The organism is Denitratimonas organivorans (genome assembly GCF_037478135.1).
GTDB lineage: Bacteria > Pseudomonadota > Gammaproteobacteria > Xanthomonadales > Xanthomonadaceae > Denitratimonas.
Map to the genome: position 1 here is coordinate 109,183 of NZ_JBBHDV010000001.1, position 15,220 is coordinate 124,402.

General features: G+C 66.8%; 15 protein-coding genes. 13 read left to right on the forward strand and 2 right to left on the reverse strand.

All coding sequences use genetic code 11. From position 1 onward, the window contains the following. The first annotated feature begins 221 nt into the window (after positions 1 to 221). The 13 genes from ccoN to WDB66_RS00505 all read left to right on the forward strand — a co-directional run bounded on the left by ccoN (position 222) and on the right by WDB66_RS00505 (position 12,948). Positions 222 to 1,655 (forward strand): cytochrome-c oxidase, cbb3-type subunit I, encoded by a 1,434-nt coding sequence (gene ccoN / locus WDB66_RS00445; RefSeq protein WP_339396457.1) that lies wholly within the window; start codon positions 222 to 224, stop codon positions 1,653 to 1,655. A gap of 11 nt (positions 1,656 to 1,666) precedes the next feature. Beyond that, positions 1,667 to 2,320, forward strand: a complete 654-nt coding sequence (gene ccoO, locus WDB66_RS00450) for a cytochrome-c oxidase, cbb3-type subunit II (RefSeq protein WP_339396458.1) — start codon at positions 1,667 to 1,669, stop codon at positions 2,318 to 2,320. Continuing rightward, positions 2,317 to 2,478 (forward strand): cbb3-type cytochrome oxidase subunit 3, encoded by a 162-nt coding sequence (locus WDB66_RS00455; RefSeq protein WP_339396459.1) that lies wholly within the window; start codon positions 2,317 to 2,319, stop codon positions 2,476 to 2,478. Before ccoO ends, WDB66_RS00455 begins: the two co-directional genes overlap by 4 nt. Continuing rightward, positions 2,475 to 3,380 (forward strand): cytochrome-c oxidase, cbb3-type subunit III, encoded by a 906-nt coding sequence (gene ccoP, locus WDB66_RS00460; protein WP_339396460.1) that lies wholly within the window; start codon positions 2,475 to 2,477, stop codon positions 3,378 to 3,380. Before WDB66_RS00455 ends, ccoP begins: the two co-directional genes overlap by 4 nt. After that, complete coding sequence (locus WDB66_RS00465; protein ID WP_487932607.1) at positions 3,380 to 3,688, forward strand: hypothetical protein; 309 nt, start codon at positions 3,380 to 3,382, stop codon at positions 3,686 to 3,688. Before ccoP ends, WDB66_RS00465 begins: the two co-directional genes overlap by 1 nt. Positions 3,689 to 3,706: 18 nt before the next feature. Beyond that, a complete protein-coding gene (locus WDB66_RS00470; protein ID WP_339396462.1) occupies positions 3,707 to 5,287 on the forward strand; it encodes a 4Fe-4S dicluster domain-containing protein in 1,581 nt (526 codons plus the stop codon). A gap of 5 nt (positions 5,288 to 5,292) precedes the next feature. Then, the gene (locus WDB66_RS00475) at positions 5,293 to 5,805 is read left to right on the forward strand and encodes a FixH family protein (protein ID WP_339396463.1); all 513 of its coding nucleotides are present in this window, start codon (positions 5,293 to 5,295) and stop codon (positions 5,803 to 5,805) included. A gap of 11 nt (positions 5,806 to 5,816) precedes the next feature. Continuing rightward, entirely contained in the window at positions 5,817 to 8,261 is a 2,445-nt protein-coding gene (locus WDB66_RS00480) for a heavy metal translocating P-type ATPase (protein WP_339396464.1), read from the forward strand. Then, a complete protein-coding gene (gene ccoS, locus WDB66_RS00485; RefSeq protein ID WP_339396465.1) occupies positions 8,258 to 8,551 on the forward strand; it encodes a cbb3-type cytochrome oxidase assembly protein CcoS in 294 nt (97 codons plus the stop codon). Before WDB66_RS00480 ends, ccoS begins: the two co-directional genes overlap by 4 nt. Beyond that, entirely contained in the window at positions 8,541 to 9,266 is a 726-nt protein-coding gene (locus WDB66_RS00490; RefSeq protein ID WP_339396466.1) for a sulfite exporter TauE/SafE family protein, read from the forward strand. Before ccoS ends, WDB66_RS00490 begins: the two co-directional genes overlap by 11 nt. Before the next feature lie 107 nt (positions 9,267 to 9,373). Further along, entirely contained in the window at positions 9,374 to 9,958 is a 585-nt protein-coding gene (locus WDB66_RS00495; protein ID WP_339396467.1) for an ECF-type sigma factor, read from the forward strand. Further along, the gene (locus WDB66_RS00500) at positions 9,955 to 12,366 is read left to right on the forward strand and encodes a protein kinase domain-containing protein (protein WP_339396468.1); all 2,412 of its coding nucleotides are present in this window, start codon (positions 9,955 to 9,957) and stop codon (positions 12,364 to 12,366) included. Before WDB66_RS00495 ends, WDB66_RS00500 begins: the two co-directional genes overlap by 4 nt. A gap of 90 nt (positions 12,367 to 12,456) precedes the next feature. Beyond that, on the forward strand, positions 12,457 to 12,948 hold the full coding sequence (locus WDB66_RS00505) for a YciI family protein (RefSeq protein ID WP_339396469.1): 492 nt from the start codon (positions 12,457 to 12,459) through the stop codon (positions 12,946 to 12,948). Between the two features lie 46 nt (positions 12,949 to 12,994). Here the strand turns inward: WDB66_RS00505 and WDB66_RS00510 are convergent, their stop codons facing one another. Both WDB66_RS00510 and fnr read right to left on the reverse strand, forming a co-directional pair. Beyond that, positions 12,995 to 14,257, reverse strand: a complete 1,263-nt coding sequence (locus WDB66_RS00510) for a phospholipase A (protein WP_339396470.1) — start codon at positions 14,255 to 14,257, stop codon at positions 12,995 to 12,997. Between the two features lie 56 nt (positions 14,258 to 14,313). Then, a complete protein-coding gene (gene fnr / locus WDB66_RS00515) occupies positions 14,314 to 15,081 on the reverse strand; it encodes a fumarate/nitrate reduction transcriptional regulator Fnr (RefSeq protein ID WP_339396471.1) in 768 nt (255 codons plus the stop codon). Between the last annotated feature and the right edge of the window lie 139 nt (positions 15,082 to 15,220).

A 15,220-nucleotide genomic window follows, 5' to 3' on the forward strand; every position in this document is an offset into this window, starting at 1 on the left:
GCGCATTTCCCGTCATTGGTGCGCGTTCTGTGCACTGCACACAGGCATCGGCACGATGCCTGTGGCCGCGGCCGCCACCGGCCTGAAGGCTCGAAAAGCCGCGGCAGCACTGGCTTTGGTTGGTGCTGGAAGGCTCGGCAGAAAAGGGGTTTTGACTTGCGTCAAAATCATCAACGGTGTCGCGACGCATCATATCCGTCGCCCTACTCTCGAGGCAGGTCATGTCTTCGGCAACACTCAACGAAACCTATAACGACAAGGTGGTGCGCCAGTTCGCGGTGATGACCGTGGTCTGGGGCATCGTCGGCATGCTCGTCGGCGTCTTCATCGCGGCCCAGCTGTACTGGCCCGAACTCACCGACGGGATTTCATGGCTCAGCTATGGGCGCCTGCGTCCGCTGCACACCAACGCGGTGATCTTCGCGTTCGGTGGCTGTGCGCTGTTCGCCACCAGCCTGCACGTGGTACAGCGCACCTGCCATACCAAGCTGTTCGGCGGGCCGCTGATCCCGTTCGTGTTCTGGGGCTGGCAACTGGTGATCGTGGCAGCCGCCATCACGCTGCCGCTGGGCATCACCCAGGGCAAGGAATACGCCGAGCTTGAGTGGCCGATCGACCTGCTGATCGCGGTGGTGTGGGTGTCCTACGCGGTGGTGTTCTTCGGCACCATCGCCAAGCGCCGGGTCAAGCACATCTATGTGGCCAACTGGTTCTACGGCGCCTACATCCTGGCGATCGCGCTGCTGCATATCGTCAACAACATCGCGCTGCCGGTGGACATGTTCAAGTCCTACAAGGTCTATTCCGGCGCGGTCGATGCGATGGTGCAGTGGTGGTACGGCCACAACGCGGTGGGCTTTCTGCTGACCGCCGGTTTCCTCGGCATGATGTACTACTACGTGCCGAAGCAGGCGCAGCGGCCGATCTATTCGTACCGCCTGTCGATCGTGCACTTCTGGGCGCTGATCTCGATCTACATGTGGGCCGGCCCGCACCACCTCCAGTACACCGCGCTGCCGGACTGGGTGCAGTCGCTGGGCATGGTGTTCTCGCTGATCCTGCTGGCACCATCGTGGGGCGGTGCGATCAACGGCATCATGACCCTGTCCGGTGTGTGGCATAAGCTGCGTACCGACCCGATCCTGAAGTTCCTGATCGTGGCGCTGTCGTTCTACATGATCGCGACCTTTGAAGGCCCGATGATGTCGATCAAGGTGGTGAACTCGCTGAGCCACTACACCGACTGGACCGTGGGCCACGTGCACGCCGGTGCGCTGGGCTGGGTGGCGATGATCTCCATCGGCGCGGTCTACGCGATGCTGCCACGCCTGCTGGGGCTGTCGCAGATGTACTCGGTGAAGCTGATCGACGCGCATTTCTGGATCCATACCATCGGCGTGGTGTTCTACATCGCTTCGATGTGGATCGCCGGCGTGATGCAGGGCCTGATGTGGCGCGCTTCCGGTGACGACGGCACCCTGACCTACACCTTCGTGGAATCGGTCGCGGCCACCTATCCGTATTACCTGATCCGTTTCCTGGGCGGTGTGCTGGTGCTGTCCGGCATGCTGTTGATGGCCTGGAACGTGTTCAAGACCTACCGCATGACCGAGAAGATCGAGCCGATCGCGGTCCCGCTGCCGGCCCAGGCCTGAGGAGAGGGCTAATGAGCCAGACAAACAACAACGGTCACGAGAAGATCGAAAAAAACGTTGGCCTGATGGCGGTGCTGATCGCCGTGGTCATCTCCTTTGGTGGATTGGCCGAGATCGTGCCGCTGATGTTCCAGGCCGAGGCTGTGGAACCGGCGCCGGGTATCGAACCGTATCCGCCTCTGGAACTGGCCGGCCGCGATGTCTATGTGCGTGAAGGCTGCTACAACTGCCACTCGCAGATGATCCGCACGCTGCGCTTCGAAACCGAGCGCTATGGCCACTATTCGCTGGCCGGCGAATCGGTCTACGACCGCCCGTTCCAGTGGGGTTCCAAGCGTACCGGGCCGGACTTGGCGCGCGTGGGGGGGCGCTATTCGGACGACTGGCACGAAGTGCATCTGATGAATCCGCGTGACGTGGTGCCGCAGTCCAACATGCCGTCCTATCCGTGGCTGGCGCAGGCCGGTCTGGACGCGGAAGGCGTGACCCGCCGCATGCAGGTGCTGCGCAAGCTCGGTGACCCGTACAGCGACGAGGACATCGCTGGCGTGGCCGCAGCGCTGGAAGGCAAGACCGAGATGGATGCCGTGATCGCCTATCTGCAGGGTCTGGGCCGGCATGCGCCGCGTCCGGGCCAGGTCGTTGATGCAGGAGCTGCGCCATGAATACGGGTTTGCTTTCCGGGCTGGTCACCGCGCTGCTGCTGGCGGTGTTCATCTACGGCTGCTTCTGGGCGTTCAGCGCCCGCCGCAGGCAGGATTTCGAGGAGGCGGCACGCCTGCCGCTGGAAGATGACGCGATCTGCAAGGGAGATGCACGATGAGCACGGGCTGGTCGATTTACGTGATCGTGCTGGTGCTGGTACATATCGCCGGCTACACGTGGCTGCTGTGGTGGACGGCGCGCCGTCGTCCCGGCGATCCGGCACCGGATGAAACCAGCCATGTCTGGGACGGCGACCTGACCGAGTTCAACAAGCCGTTGCCGCGCTGGTGGATCAACATGTTCTACCTGACCATCGTGTTCGCGATGGGTTACCTGATCTGGTATCCGGGTCTGGGCAGCTTCGAGGGCACCTCGAAGTGGACCTCGGCCAAGGAACACGATGCCGACGCGGCCCGCGCTGCTGCGGTGCTGGAATCACGCTTCGGGCATTTCCGCGACATGCCGATCGACCAGATTGCGCAGGACGACGAGGCGCTGCGCCTGGGCCGTACGATTTTCGCCAACACCTGCACTACCTGCCATGGTTCGGACGCACGCGGTGCACGCGGCTTCCCCAACCTGACCGACGACGATTGGCAGTGGGGCGGCAGCCCGGATGACATCCTGCAGACGGTGCTGCACGGCCGTCAGGCAGTGATGCCGCCGTTCGGCGAAGTGGTCGGCGGCGAGCAGGGCGCGACGGAGGTCGCGGTGTATGTGCAGTCGCTGTCCGGGATGCGGGTGGACCCGGCGCTGGCGGCGGCCGGCAAGAGCAAGTTCGACATGGTCTGCACCGCCTGCCACGGCGTCGACGGCACCGGCAACCAGTTGCTCGGCGCGCCGAATCTGACCGATGACATCTGGCTGTACGGCAACGACTTCGACACCCTGCGCCGTGCGGTGCTGGAAGGCCACAACGGTTCGATGCCGGCGCATGAGCCGATCCTTGGCCAGATGCGCTCGCGCCTGGTCGCGGCCTGGGTCTGGGCCCAGTCCAACGATCCTGACGGAGCCCGATGATGGCCGGTCTGCCACCGCGCGACAGACTCGACTATCCCTGCATGCTGCCCACGGTGCAGCGGGTCGGCGCGGTGGCATGGCCCAGCTTCTTTGCCGCCTGCGTGATGACGATGGTGTTCTTCGCCTTTGTCGATCCGCTTGCGCTGCGCGACATCACCTTCCCGAAGCTGGAGATCTCGCGCCCGCTGGGCTATTCGATCGCGTTCTTCATGTTCTGGCTGGCGACGGCCAGTTCCAGCCTGTTCACCTGGTTGCTGCTGCATCCGCGCAGCCGTTTCAACCGCCCACTGCCAAAGGAGCGGGACTGATCGCCATCGGTCCCTGATGTGAAAAAGGAAATACCGGTTACCGTCGAACATTCGCTCTACGTTTCGGAAGCGAAGATCCAGTCGCGCGACATCGACGGTCGCTACCAGCGTCTGCGCAAGCTCGCCACGATCGTGTTGCTGGGCATGTTCTACCTGTTCCCATGGCTGACATGGGACGGTCACCAGGCGGTGCTGTTCGATCTGCCTGCACGACGTTTCTACGTGTTCGGGCTGACCTTCTGGCCGCAGGATTTCATCTTCCTGGCGCTGCTGCTGATCATCGCCGGCCTGAGCCTGTTCTTCTTCACCGCGCTGGCCGGACGGCTGTGGTGCGGCTTTGCCTGTCCGCAGACGGTGTGGACGGAAATCTTCATCGCGATGGAGCAGGTTTTCGAAGGCGACCGCAGTGCGCGGATTCGGCTGGACAAGTCGCCGTGGACGCGCGAGAAGATCCTCAAGCGCGGTAGCCGGCATGCGGCCTGGGTCGTGTTCGCGCTGTGGACCGGGTTTACCTTCGTCGGCTTCTTCACCCCGATCAAGGATCTGGCGGCGCGCTTCTATCCGTTCGCGTGGGGCGGCTGGGAAATCTTCTGGGTGCTGTTCTATTCGCTCGCCACCTGGGGCAATGCCGGCGTGCTGCGCGAACAGGTCTGCAAATACATGTGTCCGTATGCGCGCTTCCAGAGCGCGATGTTCGACCGCAATACGCTGATCATCAGCTATGACGCGGCCCGTGGCGAGCCGCGCGGTCCACGCAAGCGCGGCAGCCTGGGCTCGGTGCAGGAGCGCGGTCGCGCGCGGCTCAGCCCGGAGGCGGCCGAGTCGGCATTGCTGTACGCGGCAACCAATCTCAGTGCGGCTTCGCGCGCGGTCGGCGCCAGGGCAACCACGGCGCTGATCGAAAATCGCGGCCGCAGCGAGGTCGAAGGCGCGTCGCTGTTCGAGCTGGCGGCGCAGAACCGCGAAGTGCTGGGCGACTGCATCGACTGCACCCTGTGCGTGCAGGTCTGCCCGACCGGCATCGACATCCGCAACGGCCTGCAATACGAGTGCATCGCCTGTGGTGCCTGCGTCGACGCCTGCAACGATGTGATGGACAAGATCGGCTATCCGCGCGGGCTGGTGCGTTTCACCACGCACAATGCGCTGGAAGGCAAGCCCAGCCGCATCCTGCGTCCGCGCGTGCTGGTCTACGGTTTCCTGCTGCTGGCGCTGCTGGTAGGCTGGGGTGTGGGCGTGGCGATGCGCTCGCCGCTGATCGTGGAAGTGCTGCACGACCGCAACGCGCTGTACCGCGAGCTGGCCGATGGCAGCATCGAGAACGGCTACGGCCTGAAGCTGGTCAACAAGACCGGCCAGGCGGCCACCTATAGCGTGCAGGTGCAGTCCGAGGCGGATGTGAGCCTGAGCGATGCGCCGCTGGTGATCGAATTGCCGGCCGAACAGGTGGTGAGCCTGCCGGTGACGTTGCAGGCGCCGGGCGGCGCGGTGAAGGGGCGGGTCACGGTGGAATTCATCGTGCAGGGTGAGGGGCAAAGTGCGGACGCACCACCGGTGAAGGTGGTGGAGGAAGCTGCCTTCTTCGGGCCTGTGAGGTGAGTGCGATGACTACCGGGAACTCTCCCCGCCGCTGGTACCGCGAGCCGATGATGTGGCTGGTGCTGGGGCTGCCTGCGGCCGTGGTGGTGGCGACCATCGTGATGGTGACGGTCGCGCTGCGTGCCGGCGGCACCGATGCCTGGCCGGCGCAGGTGCGGCGTACCGCGCAGGTGCAGGTCGAAGACATGCGCGCGGATCGTGCCGCGATCACGATGCAGTTGCGCGGCACGCTGGCGATCAATGCCGATACCGGCGCGGTGCAGGTGGAACTGGACAATGTTCCGCCGCAGACCCTGCAACTGCATCTGGACCTGATCCATCCGGCCCGCGCCGCCGGCGATGCCAGTGTTGAGCTGGTGCGCAGTGGCGAACGCTTCCTCGGCCGCCTGCCGTTGCCGCTGGCGCCGGTCTGGGCGGTGCAGGTCAGTGACCCTGAAGGCACATGGCGCGTTACCGGACGCTACGAATCCGGCTACGGCGCCACCATGCTGGCACCGGCGTTCTCGGAAGATTCTTGACCGGTGTGCTGATGGACGCCCGTGTCGTTCCGGTGTCCGCCACCACCTGTTTCCATTGTGGCGAGGCGCTTGGCGGCGATGCCGTATCGCTGAGGATCGATGGCGAGGCGCACGATTTCTGTTGCAGCGGTTGCGCCGGTGCGGCCGAATGGATCGCCACCGCCGGCCTCGGCGACTACTACCGCCTGCGCCAGAGCCAGGGCCAGCGGGTCGATGCGGAACAGGACGAAGACCTGGGCTTGTGGGACCGGCCCGAAGTGCAGGCCGAGCACGTGCGCCGGGTTGGGGAAAACCGCCAGATCACGGTGCTGACCGACGGCATGCGCTGCGCCGCCTGCGCCTGGCTGATCGACCGTGCCCTGCGCCGCCGCGAAGGTGTGGCCGATGTGGTCGCCAATGCCGTCACCGGCCGTATCCGGATCGACTGGAACCCTGAAGTCACGAAGCTTTCCGAGGTGCTGGGCGATCTTGCCGCGCTCGGCTACCGCGCCCATCTGGCCCCGGGTCAGGCGCGCGAGGATGCCCGCCGCCGCGCCCGTCGCGCTTCGATCATGCGCCTGGGCGTGGCCGGGCTGGGCGCGATGCAGGCGATGATGTACGCCGAGGCGGAGTATCTGGATTTCGCCCGGGAAATGACGATCCCCACGCGCGATTTCCTGCGCTGGGTGACCTTCCTGCTGTCCACGCCGGTGGTGTTCTATTCCGGCTGGCCGTTCATTTCCGGCATGTGGAACGAGCTGCGTCTGCGCCGTTTCGGCATGGACACGCTGGTCGCCACATCGGTGCTGCTGGCCTATTTCGCCAGCCTGTTCGAGACCATCCGCGGTGGCACCCATGTGTGGTTCGACGCGGCGGTGATGTTCGTGCTGTTCCTGCTGATCGCGCGCGAAATCGAGACCGCTGCGCGCGGGCGTGCCACCGATCACGTCGATACCCTGGCACGTGCGCGGCCGGCCTTCGCGCTGCGGGAAACCGACGCCGGCCGTGCGATCCAGGTGCCGGTGGCGATGCTGGAGCAGGGCGATATCGTGCGGGTGGCACCGGGCGAAGCGCTGCCGGCCGACGGCATCGCGCTGGAAGCCGGCAGCTTCGACGAGTCGCTGCTGACCGGCGAATCGGTGCCGGTGGCGCGCAGCGAAGGCGAGGAACTGCGCGCCGGCAGCATCGCGATCGGCAGTACGGCGCGGCTGCGGGTGCTGCGCACCGGCCAGGAAACGTGGATTTCGCAACTTTCCCGCCTGATCGAACGCGCCCAGGAGGAGCGCCCGGCGATGGCGCGGCTGGCCGATGTGGTGGCCTCGCGTTTCGTGCTGGCGCTGTTCGTGGCGGCGGCGCTGACCTGCATCTGGTGGCTGCGGCACGATCCCTCGCGCGCCTTCGAAGTCACGCTGGCGGTGCTGGTGGTGGCCTGTCCCTGCGCCTTGTCGCTGGCGATCCCGACGGCGCTGGCCAGCGCCCACGGCGCACTGGCACGGATCGGCGTTCTGGCGGTCCGGCCGGATGCGCTGGATGCGCTGGCACGGGTCGATACCGTGGTGTTCGACAAGACCGGCACGCTGACGTGCGGAACGCCGACGCTGGCGGCGGTGGAAGTGTTCGACGGCATCACGCAGTCTCACGCGCTGGCGTTGGCGCGCGCCCTGGAGCATGACAGTCGGCATCCACTGGCGCAGGTGTTCCGGGGTCATGGCGACGACGAGGACCGGGCCTTCGGTTCCGAGGTGCCGGTTCAACACATTGCCGGTGCCGGTGTCGAGGCGCAGTGGCAGGGCCGGCGCTGGCGTCTCGGGCACGCGATGTTTGCGGCCGGTGCGGCCGACGACGGCGCGATCTGGCTCGGCGATGGTGAGCGCGCCTGGGCCCGCTTCCAGGTGCGTGACAGCCTGCGTCCGGAAGCCGCGGCGACCATCCAGGCCTGCCGTGGCTTGGATCTGACGTGCGAACTGCTCAGTGGCGATGGCCCCGAAGCCGTGGCCGAAGTGGCGGCGGCGCTGGGCATCGAACGTCATGCCGCACGCCGCACGCCGGAACATAAACTGGCCCGCATTCGCGAACTCCAGCAGCAGGGCCATCGGGTGCTGATGGTCGGCGACGGCATCAACGATGCGCCGGTACTTGGTGGCGCCGATGTTTCGGTGGCGCTGCATTCCGGTGCCGCGCTGGCGCATGGCGCGGCGGATTTCGTGCTGACCGCGCAATCACTGACGCGGGTGCCGCAGGCGCTCGCTCTGGCACGCAAGGCGCGCGCGACGATGCGCCAGAACCTGGCCTGGGCGCTGGGCTACAACGCGCTGGCATTGCCGTTCGCGGCAGCCGGCTGGGTGGCGCCATGGCTGGCGGCGCTGGGCATGGCGGCGTCCTCGCTGATCGTGACGATGAACGCACTGCGTCTGGTGCGGCGCGCACCGACGCGCGACACTGCCGTTCCTCCGGCTGTCGCCACGGTGTTGCGATGAAGGTTCTGCTGGTGCTGGTGCCGATCAGCATCGTGCTGCTGGGCGTGGCGATCTGGGCCTTCGCCTGGGCGGTGCGCAAGGGCCAGTTCGATGATCTGGATACGCCGGCGCTGGACATTCTGGCCGATGATCCGCTGCCGAAGGCTGCTGCCGCTACGTCAGGTGATGCTGCCGGCAGCAGCCTGATCGACACCCCGCCACCAGCCGACGATGCAGTGGCCAGCGATGTGCCATCGGCTGAATCCGACGCTTCCGCCGATCCGCCACGTCCGATCCGCAATGCCGATTGACCTGATCGCACTTGGCGCGGCGCTGATGGCTGGCCTGCTCGGCAGCGTGCATTGCGTGGCGATGTGCGGCGGGATCGCCACCGGCTTTGCCGCGCATGGCGGCAATGAGCCGGGCGCGGCGTGGAAGGTGGCGCTGACCACGAACCTGGGCCGGGTCTGCGGCTATGCGCTGGCCGGTGCCATCGTCGGCGGATTCGGCCATGGGCTGGTGGCGCTGTTCCGGGCCGAACACCTGATGTTCGGGCTGCGCGCTCTTGCCGGCGTGGTGCTGATCATCGTCGCGCTGCGTACGCTCGGCGTGCGTGGTGGCTTCGGCATGCTGGGCCGGATTGGGCAGGCGCTGTGGGCGCGGCTGCGACCGCTGCAAACACGCTTGCTGCCGGCCAATACCTTTCCGCGTCGTTTCGGGCTCGGAATGCTGTGGGGCTGGCTGCCCTGCGGGCTGTCCAGCACGATGCTGGTCGCGGCCTGGTTGCAGGCCAGCGCGCCCGCTGGTGCGGCGCTGATGGCGGTATTCGGCAGCGGCACGCTGGTCACGATGCTGCCACTTTCTTACAGCGGTGCGCGCTGGCTGGCGCGGCCGGGGCAGCGCCGGATGCTGGGTGGGCTGATGCTGTTCGCCGGTGTGCTGACATTGGCCGCGCCGTGGCTGATGCAGGTGCCGGCGCTGCATGGCGTGCTCGAAGCGCTGGGCTGCCTGCCAAGCGGGCGTTGATCCCGGTCGGGAATACACCGTGCAGCCCCGCTGATACCTGATAACGCAACGAAAGCGGACATGCTCACCCGTTATCAAGCGTGGGCGCAGCGGTTAGACTCGGATGCATGACCTCCGCTCCGCCGCCACCTGTTGCTCCCCATCAGACCGCCGCCAACGAGGAGCTGCTGCAAACCCTGGTGGATGTGTTCTATGGCGACCTGCGCCGCATTGCGCGGCGTGAGCGTTTCCGTGTCGGTGCCGGGGCGACGTTGTGCACCACGGCGCTGATCAGCGAGGCCTGGTTGAAGTTGCAGCGCACCGCCACCTGGGAGAACGAACAGCACTTCCTCGCCACCGCCGCATTGGCGATGCGCCAGGTGCTGGTGGGCGATGCGATCACGCGCCATACCGCCAAGCGCAACCGTGGGCAGGCACCGCTGAGTCTTGAAGAAGGGCTGGATGCGCCCGATGCCGCCGACGACCAGATCCTTCAGATCAACGACGCGCTGGAGCAGCTCGCGCAATTGAGTCCACGCCTGGCGCAGGTGGTGGAATGCCGCTTTTTCGCCGGCTACAGCGAAGTCGAAACCGCCCGCGCGCTGGGCGTCACCGACCGCACCGTGCGGCGTGACTGGGTCAAGGCCCGCGCCTGGCTCTACCGCGAGCTTGGCGAGGCTGCACCCGCCACGATGGACGCCGATACCGCATGAACAGTGGCTCGTCCGGTGGGGGTGCCGGGACGCAGCGCTTCATCCGGGTCGAGGCCCTGCTGGATGCAGCGCTGGATCTGCCGCCGTCGCAACGCGGCGAATTTCTCGAACGCGAATGCGACGACGCGGAACTGCGCGCCGAGGTGCTGGGGCTGCTGGATGCGGTGACTGCATCCGAAGGCTTTCTGGAAGCCCCCGCGCTGGGTGAAGACCACAGTGGCCGCGAGCTTGGGCCGTGGCGACTGGAACGGCGCCTGGGGCGCGGCGGCATGGGTGAGGTCTGGCTGGCGCAGCGCGCCGACGGGCGCTTCGAACAACAGGTCGCGGTCAAGTTGCTGCGCTACCACGACGGCGATGATGTGCAGCGCCTGCTGCGCGAACAGCGTCTGCTGGCGCGCCTGCAACACCCCAACATCGCCCGTCTGATCGACGCCGGCAGCCTGCCCGATGGCGCGCCCTACATGGTGATGGAATGCGTGCGCGGCACGACCCTGATGCAGTATGCGCAAGGGCGTCCGGTCGAGGCGAAGCTGGGCCTGTTCCTGCAAGTCTGCGATGCAGTCGCGTTCGCCCACCGGCATCTGATCGTGCACCGCGACCTGAAGCCCGAAAACATCCTGGTGCGCGAGAACGGGCAGGCCGTGCTGCTGGATTTCGGCATTGCGCGCCTGCTCGATGGCCATACCGGCACCACGCGCGAACTTCGCCTGACTCCGCAGTACGCCGCGCCCGAACAGCTGGCCGGCGAAGAACAGAACACGCAGACCGATGTCTATGCGCTGGGCCTGCTGCTGCATGAGCTGCTGACCGGGAAATCGCCCTGGGGAACGCTGATCGGCTCCGGGCCGATCGCGTTGCTGCAACGCGCGCGTGCCGGCCCGCCGCCCAGCCCGGCCAGCCAGGCGGACACGGCGGCGCTGGCGCGGCGCCTGCGCGGCGATCTGGACGCGATCGTGCACAAGGCGCTGCGGCCGGAAATGGCGGCGCGATACGCCTCGGTCGAGGCGCTGGCGCAGGACATTCGCCGCCATCTGGCGCATGCGCCGGTGCACGCGCGTGGCGATGCTTTCGGATACCGCCTGCGCCGCCTGTTGCGGCGCTACTGGCTGGCCGCCGGCCTGACCCTGCTGGCCTTCGCTGCGATGGCGGCGGCACTGGCCGCGATCTCGCTGGCGCGCAACGAGGCCGTGCGCGAACGCGACATCGCGCAGACCGAAGCACGTCGCAGCAAGGCGGTGCGTGATTATCTGGCCCATATGTTCCGCGATGCCGGGCAGCACGCCGGGCAGGGCGACAGCCTGACCGCCAAGCAGGTGCTGGACCAGGCGGCGGCACGGGTGCAGGCCAGTTTTTCCGACGCCCCGGCCACCAATGCCGAGGTGCTGAAGGCGCTGGGCGAGCTGCACTTCCATATCAACGACTACGCCGGCGCCGAGCCGCTGCTGCAACGCTGGTTGACGCACGAAGTGCAGATCCAGGACCCGGTCGCCGCCGCCGATGTGCGCTTCACCCTGGCGGAAACCCTGCATCGCATGGGTCAGCGTGAAGAAGCCGCGCGCCTGCTGGCCGAAGCGCAGGAATTCTGGAATACCGACCCGCAGCGTCACGCCGATGTACTGCTCACCTCGCGCATGTTGCAGGCCCGGCTGCAGCGCGAGGCCGGCGATGTGGAAGCCGCGCTGGCCACATTGGAAGCCGCGCTGCCGCTGCGCTTGCGCCAATCCGGCCGCGAGCATTTCGAAACCGCCGCGCTCTACACCAATCTGGGGGCCGCCTATATGCAGGCCGGCCGCATCGACGATGGCATTGCGGCCTCGGAGCAGGCACTGGAGTTGTGGCGTGCGCTGAATCTGGGTGCCGGCAACGATGCGCTGAACACGCTCAACAACCTGGCCGCGGCGCAGTTCCGCAAGGGTGAATTGGCGCAGGCCGAGGTGGCGTTTGCCGAAGCCCTGGGGCTGCGTCGCCAGCTGCACGGCCCTTCGGCCGCGACCGCCGCACTGATCGGCAATTACGCCCGTGTGTTGAACGGGCTGGAGCGTTTTGAGGAGGCGCTGGCGCATGCCGAAGAAGCTAGGGACATGGCCCTGACCCACGCCGGCGAGGCGAGCCTGCTCAGCCAGGCCCAGCGCGTGACTGGGGCCGAGGCGCTGCTGGGATTGGAGCGTGGAGCGCAGGCGTTGGAAGTGTTGCAGGGCTTCGGTTCGACAGGCGATGCGCCACCGCCGGCGTCACTGCTGCTGCGCGCCGCGCTGGTACGGGCCGAGGCCCACCTGGTCGCGGGCGAACGGGCCGCAGCGGCGCAGGCGCTGACAGATGCCGATGCGCTGCTCGACACCGGCGGCAGTGAACGCGCAGCGGCACAGGCGCGGCTGGAATCGCTGCACAAACGACTTCACCCGCTCTGATACCGGATTGTCGTGGCGTCGCGCTTGCAGCAGCCCGACGCACGGTTCAGCATCTCGTTGCCGGAGGTGCCGGCATGCAGGAGACAGCACATGGGAATCAGGATGGCGGCCGCCTTGGTATTGGCCGGGGCGTGTCTGCTCGCCGCGTTGCAGACGCCGACATTCGCAGCAATGCAGGACGAAGCCGCTGTGCAGCCGGACTACGACCAGTCGCTGGCCGAACGCCTGGGTGCGGATGATTACGGCATGCGCAGCTATGTGCTGGTGATCCTGCGCAGCGGGCCGACCCCGATGCCGGCCGGCCCTGAACGGGAAGCGATGTTCCGTGGCCATCTCGACAATATCCGGCGTCTGGCCGAGGCCGGCAGCCTGGTGCTGGCCGGGCCGCTGGATGGCGTGGACGGGCGGCGCGGCATCTTCGTGCTGGCGGTGCCGGACATTGACAGCGCGCGGCGGCTGGTCGAGACCGATCCGGTCATCGCCAACGGCGAGATGAGCGCCGATTTCCACGTCTGGTACGGCAGTGCCGCATTGATGCAGCTGCCGGAGTTGCACGGAAAGGTGGCGCGCCGGAATCCTTGAGCGGGGCGGCGTTGAATCATGCAGCCCGTGAACCGGGCAGCAAGACTCAGAACCACTCGACCAGCGAGATGCCCAGCCCGACGTAGGTCGATTTGTGGTTGTAATCAATCAGGCTCTCGCCATAGCCACTGAACACCTGCACATGGCCGCGCAGCGGTCCGTCGAGCGGAAAGCCCCAGTCCAGTTGCAGCGAACCGCGCGAACGGTCGCCGGTGCGCAGCGAGTGGCGCGCGATCGCGGCCAGTTCGTGATCGCCGTGACGCCAGACCAGCATCGCGTCGCCGCGCCCGATGTAGTCTTCGATGTCCGGGTTGTTGTCTTCGCGCGAACCTTCCGGCACGCGCCACCACGGCCGTACCACCAGCGCCCAGTTCTCGCGGTCCAGCCCGATCGTGCCGACAATCCGGTTCCAGCTGCGTGATTGCGGATCGCCGCGCCCGTTGGACTGGTGGTTGATGCCGATGCCGGCCATGCGGCCGCTCCATTCGCCGATGTGGTAGCGGTTGCGGAACAGCAGCATCAGCTCCGGCTCGTAATTGGTTTCGCGGAACGGGCGTGATTCGTCACCGTTGAACATCTGCCAGCGCGAGGTCTGGGTGTAGCCGCCCCACAGGTCGCCGTTGTCGCCAAACAGGTTCTCCACGATCTTGGTCTTGAAGCTGATCTGGAACTTGCCTTCCAGCGGCTGGGTGTGGACCGGCTCGGTGACGGTGTTGTTGGGGTTGGCCGAGCTCGGGGCCGGGTTGGTGTCCGAGGCCCAGAACAGCGGCAGCGCGTAGATCGGCTTGTACGAGCGCAGGTTGAACACGCCGAGTTTGGAATCACGCGCCAACTCCCAGCGCCGGTCCAGCTGCGAGCCACGGCCGGCATTGGCCAGCGCGGCGGCCGGGTCGTCCAGCGGCACCAGTTGCCCTGTATCCGGGTTCAGCCCGGCCGGCAGCCATTGCATGATGCGGTTGCGCAGCGCGCCCCAGCGGCGCGGATCGCTGCTTTGCATGTCGCCGGCATCGGTACTTGCTGCCACCGCAGTTTCGACATCGGTGTCCGTGGACCCGACCCCGATTTCCAGTTCCGCATGCGCCTGTTGCAGCGCGGCGGCCACGCGCGCGGCGGCATCGGCGGCGCGGGTATCGTCCGGGCCGCGCTGATAGACCGCGTCATAGCAGGCCAGGCGGTCGGCGGCGGTGGCGATCGCGGCGCAATGCGCGGCGCCGCCGGTTTCAGCGTGAAGGGCGCCACTCACCACCAGCAGCGGCAGCGGCAGCGCGGACAGCAGGCTCAGGGAAGGTCGGCTCGGGCGGTGCGGCATGGTGTCGGGAATCGAGGAAATTGGCTGGAACGGGACACGGGCCCAGGCGCCGCGTGTCAGTGCGAAAAACGTTGCGTGCTTTCAGCTGGAACGGCACTGCTGCTGTGCGCGATCGTGGCCAGCACTGCCGGGTCGAGGATCCGCAACTGGCGCCCGCGCACCTTGATCACGCCTTCATCCTGCAGGCGGGTGAAGCCGCGGCTGACGGTTTCGATCACCAGCCCCAGATAACGCGCGATGTCCTCGCGGCTCATCGGCAGGCTGAAATCGGTGCCGGTATGGCCCAGCTGCTGATAGCGCTCGGACAGGCCGTGCAGAAACATCGCGATGCGCTCCTGCGCCTGGCGCCGGCCGAGCATTTCCAGATGATCCTGATCGCGCCCCACGCTGCGCCCGATCACGCGCAGCAGCTGGGTTTGCAGGCCCGGCACCTGGCGGCTGATGTCGTCCAGTGCATCCAGCGGCACCTCGCACACCAATGCTGCGCCCAGCGCTTCGGCTTCGCAGCGGTGGCGGCCGCTGCCCAGCGCGTCCAGGCCGATCAGTTCTCCGGGCAGGTGGAAGCCGATGATCTGTTCCTCGCCATCACTGCTGATGGCCACGGTCTTGAATGCGCCCTCGCGCGCCACGTATAGCGCCTCCAGCGGCATGCCGATGCGGAACAGGCGTTCGCGCCGGGCCAGCGGGCGCCGGCGGTGCACGATGCTGTCCAGCTGCTCCATGTCGTTCGGGCCGATGCCGGCCGGAAGGCAGAGCTGCTGCAGCGAACACTGCGCGCAACTGCGGCGCAGGCGGGCCAGGTCGAGGACGACGCTTTCGCTCATTCGGGATGAAGTCCGTGCGGATGCAGGAAATCCGCCTACGCTATCGTGCCAGAACCGTCGCCTTACCGAAAATCGGCGCCTGCATGCGATACTTGTCTGCTACGCGGACGGGCGGGCAGCAGGGTCCGGCCGCCCGCTA

What these genes read in the sequence shown, in the direction of transcription:
- ccoN (WP_339396457.1), top strand. Translation starts at nt 222, where the DNA reads ATGTCTTCGGCAACACTCAACGAAACCTATAACGACAAGGTGGTGCGC.
- ccoO (WP_339396458.1), top strand. Translation starts at nt 1,667, where the DNA reads ATGAGCCAGACAAACAACAACGGTCACGAGAAGATCGAAAAAAACGTT.
- WDB66_RS00455 (WP_339396459.1), top strand. Translation starts at nt 2,317, where the DNA reads ATGAATACGGGTTTGCTTTCCGGGCTGGTCACCGCGCTGCTGCTGGCG.
- ccoP (WP_339396460.1), top strand. Translation starts at nt 2,475, where the DNA reads ATGAGCACGGGCTGGTCGATTTACGTGATCGTGCTGGTGCTGGTACAT.
- WDB66_RS00465 (WP_487932607.1), top strand. Translation starts at nt 3,380, where the DNA reads ATGGCCGGTCTGCCACCGCGCGACAGACTCGACTATCCCTGCATGCTG.
- WDB66_RS00475 (WP_339396463.1), top strand. Translation starts at nt 5,293, where the DNA reads ATGACTACCGGGAACTCTCCCCGCCGCTGGTACCGCGAGCCGATGATG.
- WDB66_RS00480 (WP_339396464.1), top strand. Translation starts at nt 5,817, where the DNA reads ATGGACGCCCGTGTCGTTCCGGTGTCCGCCACCACCTGTTTCCATTGT.
- ccoS (WP_339396465.1), top strand. Translation starts at nt 8,258, where the DNA reads ATGAAGGTTCTGCTGGTGCTGGTGCCGATCAGCATCGTGCTGCTGGGC.
- WDB66_RS00490 (WP_339396466.1), top strand. Translation starts at nt 8,541, where the DNA reads ATGCCGATTGACCTGATCGCACTTGGCGCGGCGCTGATGGCTGGCCTG.
- WDB66_RS00495 (WP_339396467.1), top strand. Translation starts at nt 9,374, where the DNA reads ATGACCTCCGCTCCGCCGCCACCTGTTGCTCCCCATCAGACCGCCGCC.
- WDB66_RS00500 (WP_339396468.1), top strand. Translation starts at nt 9,955, where the DNA reads ATGAACAGTGGCTCGTCCGGTGGGGGTGCCGGGACGCAGCGCTTCATC.
- WDB66_RS00505 (WP_339396469.1), top strand. Translation starts at nt 12,457, where the DNA reads ATGGGAATCAGGATGGCGGCCGCCTTGGTATTGGCCGGGGCGTGTCTG.
- WDB66_RS00510 (WP_339396470.1), bottom strand. Translation starts at nt 14,257, where the DNA reads ATGCCGCACCGCCCGAGCCGACCTTCCCTGAGCCTGCTGTCCGCGCTG.
- fnr (WP_339396471.1), bottom strand. Translation starts at nt 15,081, where the DNA reads ATGAGCGAAAGCGTCGTCCTCGACCTGGCCCGCCTGCGCCGCAGTTGC.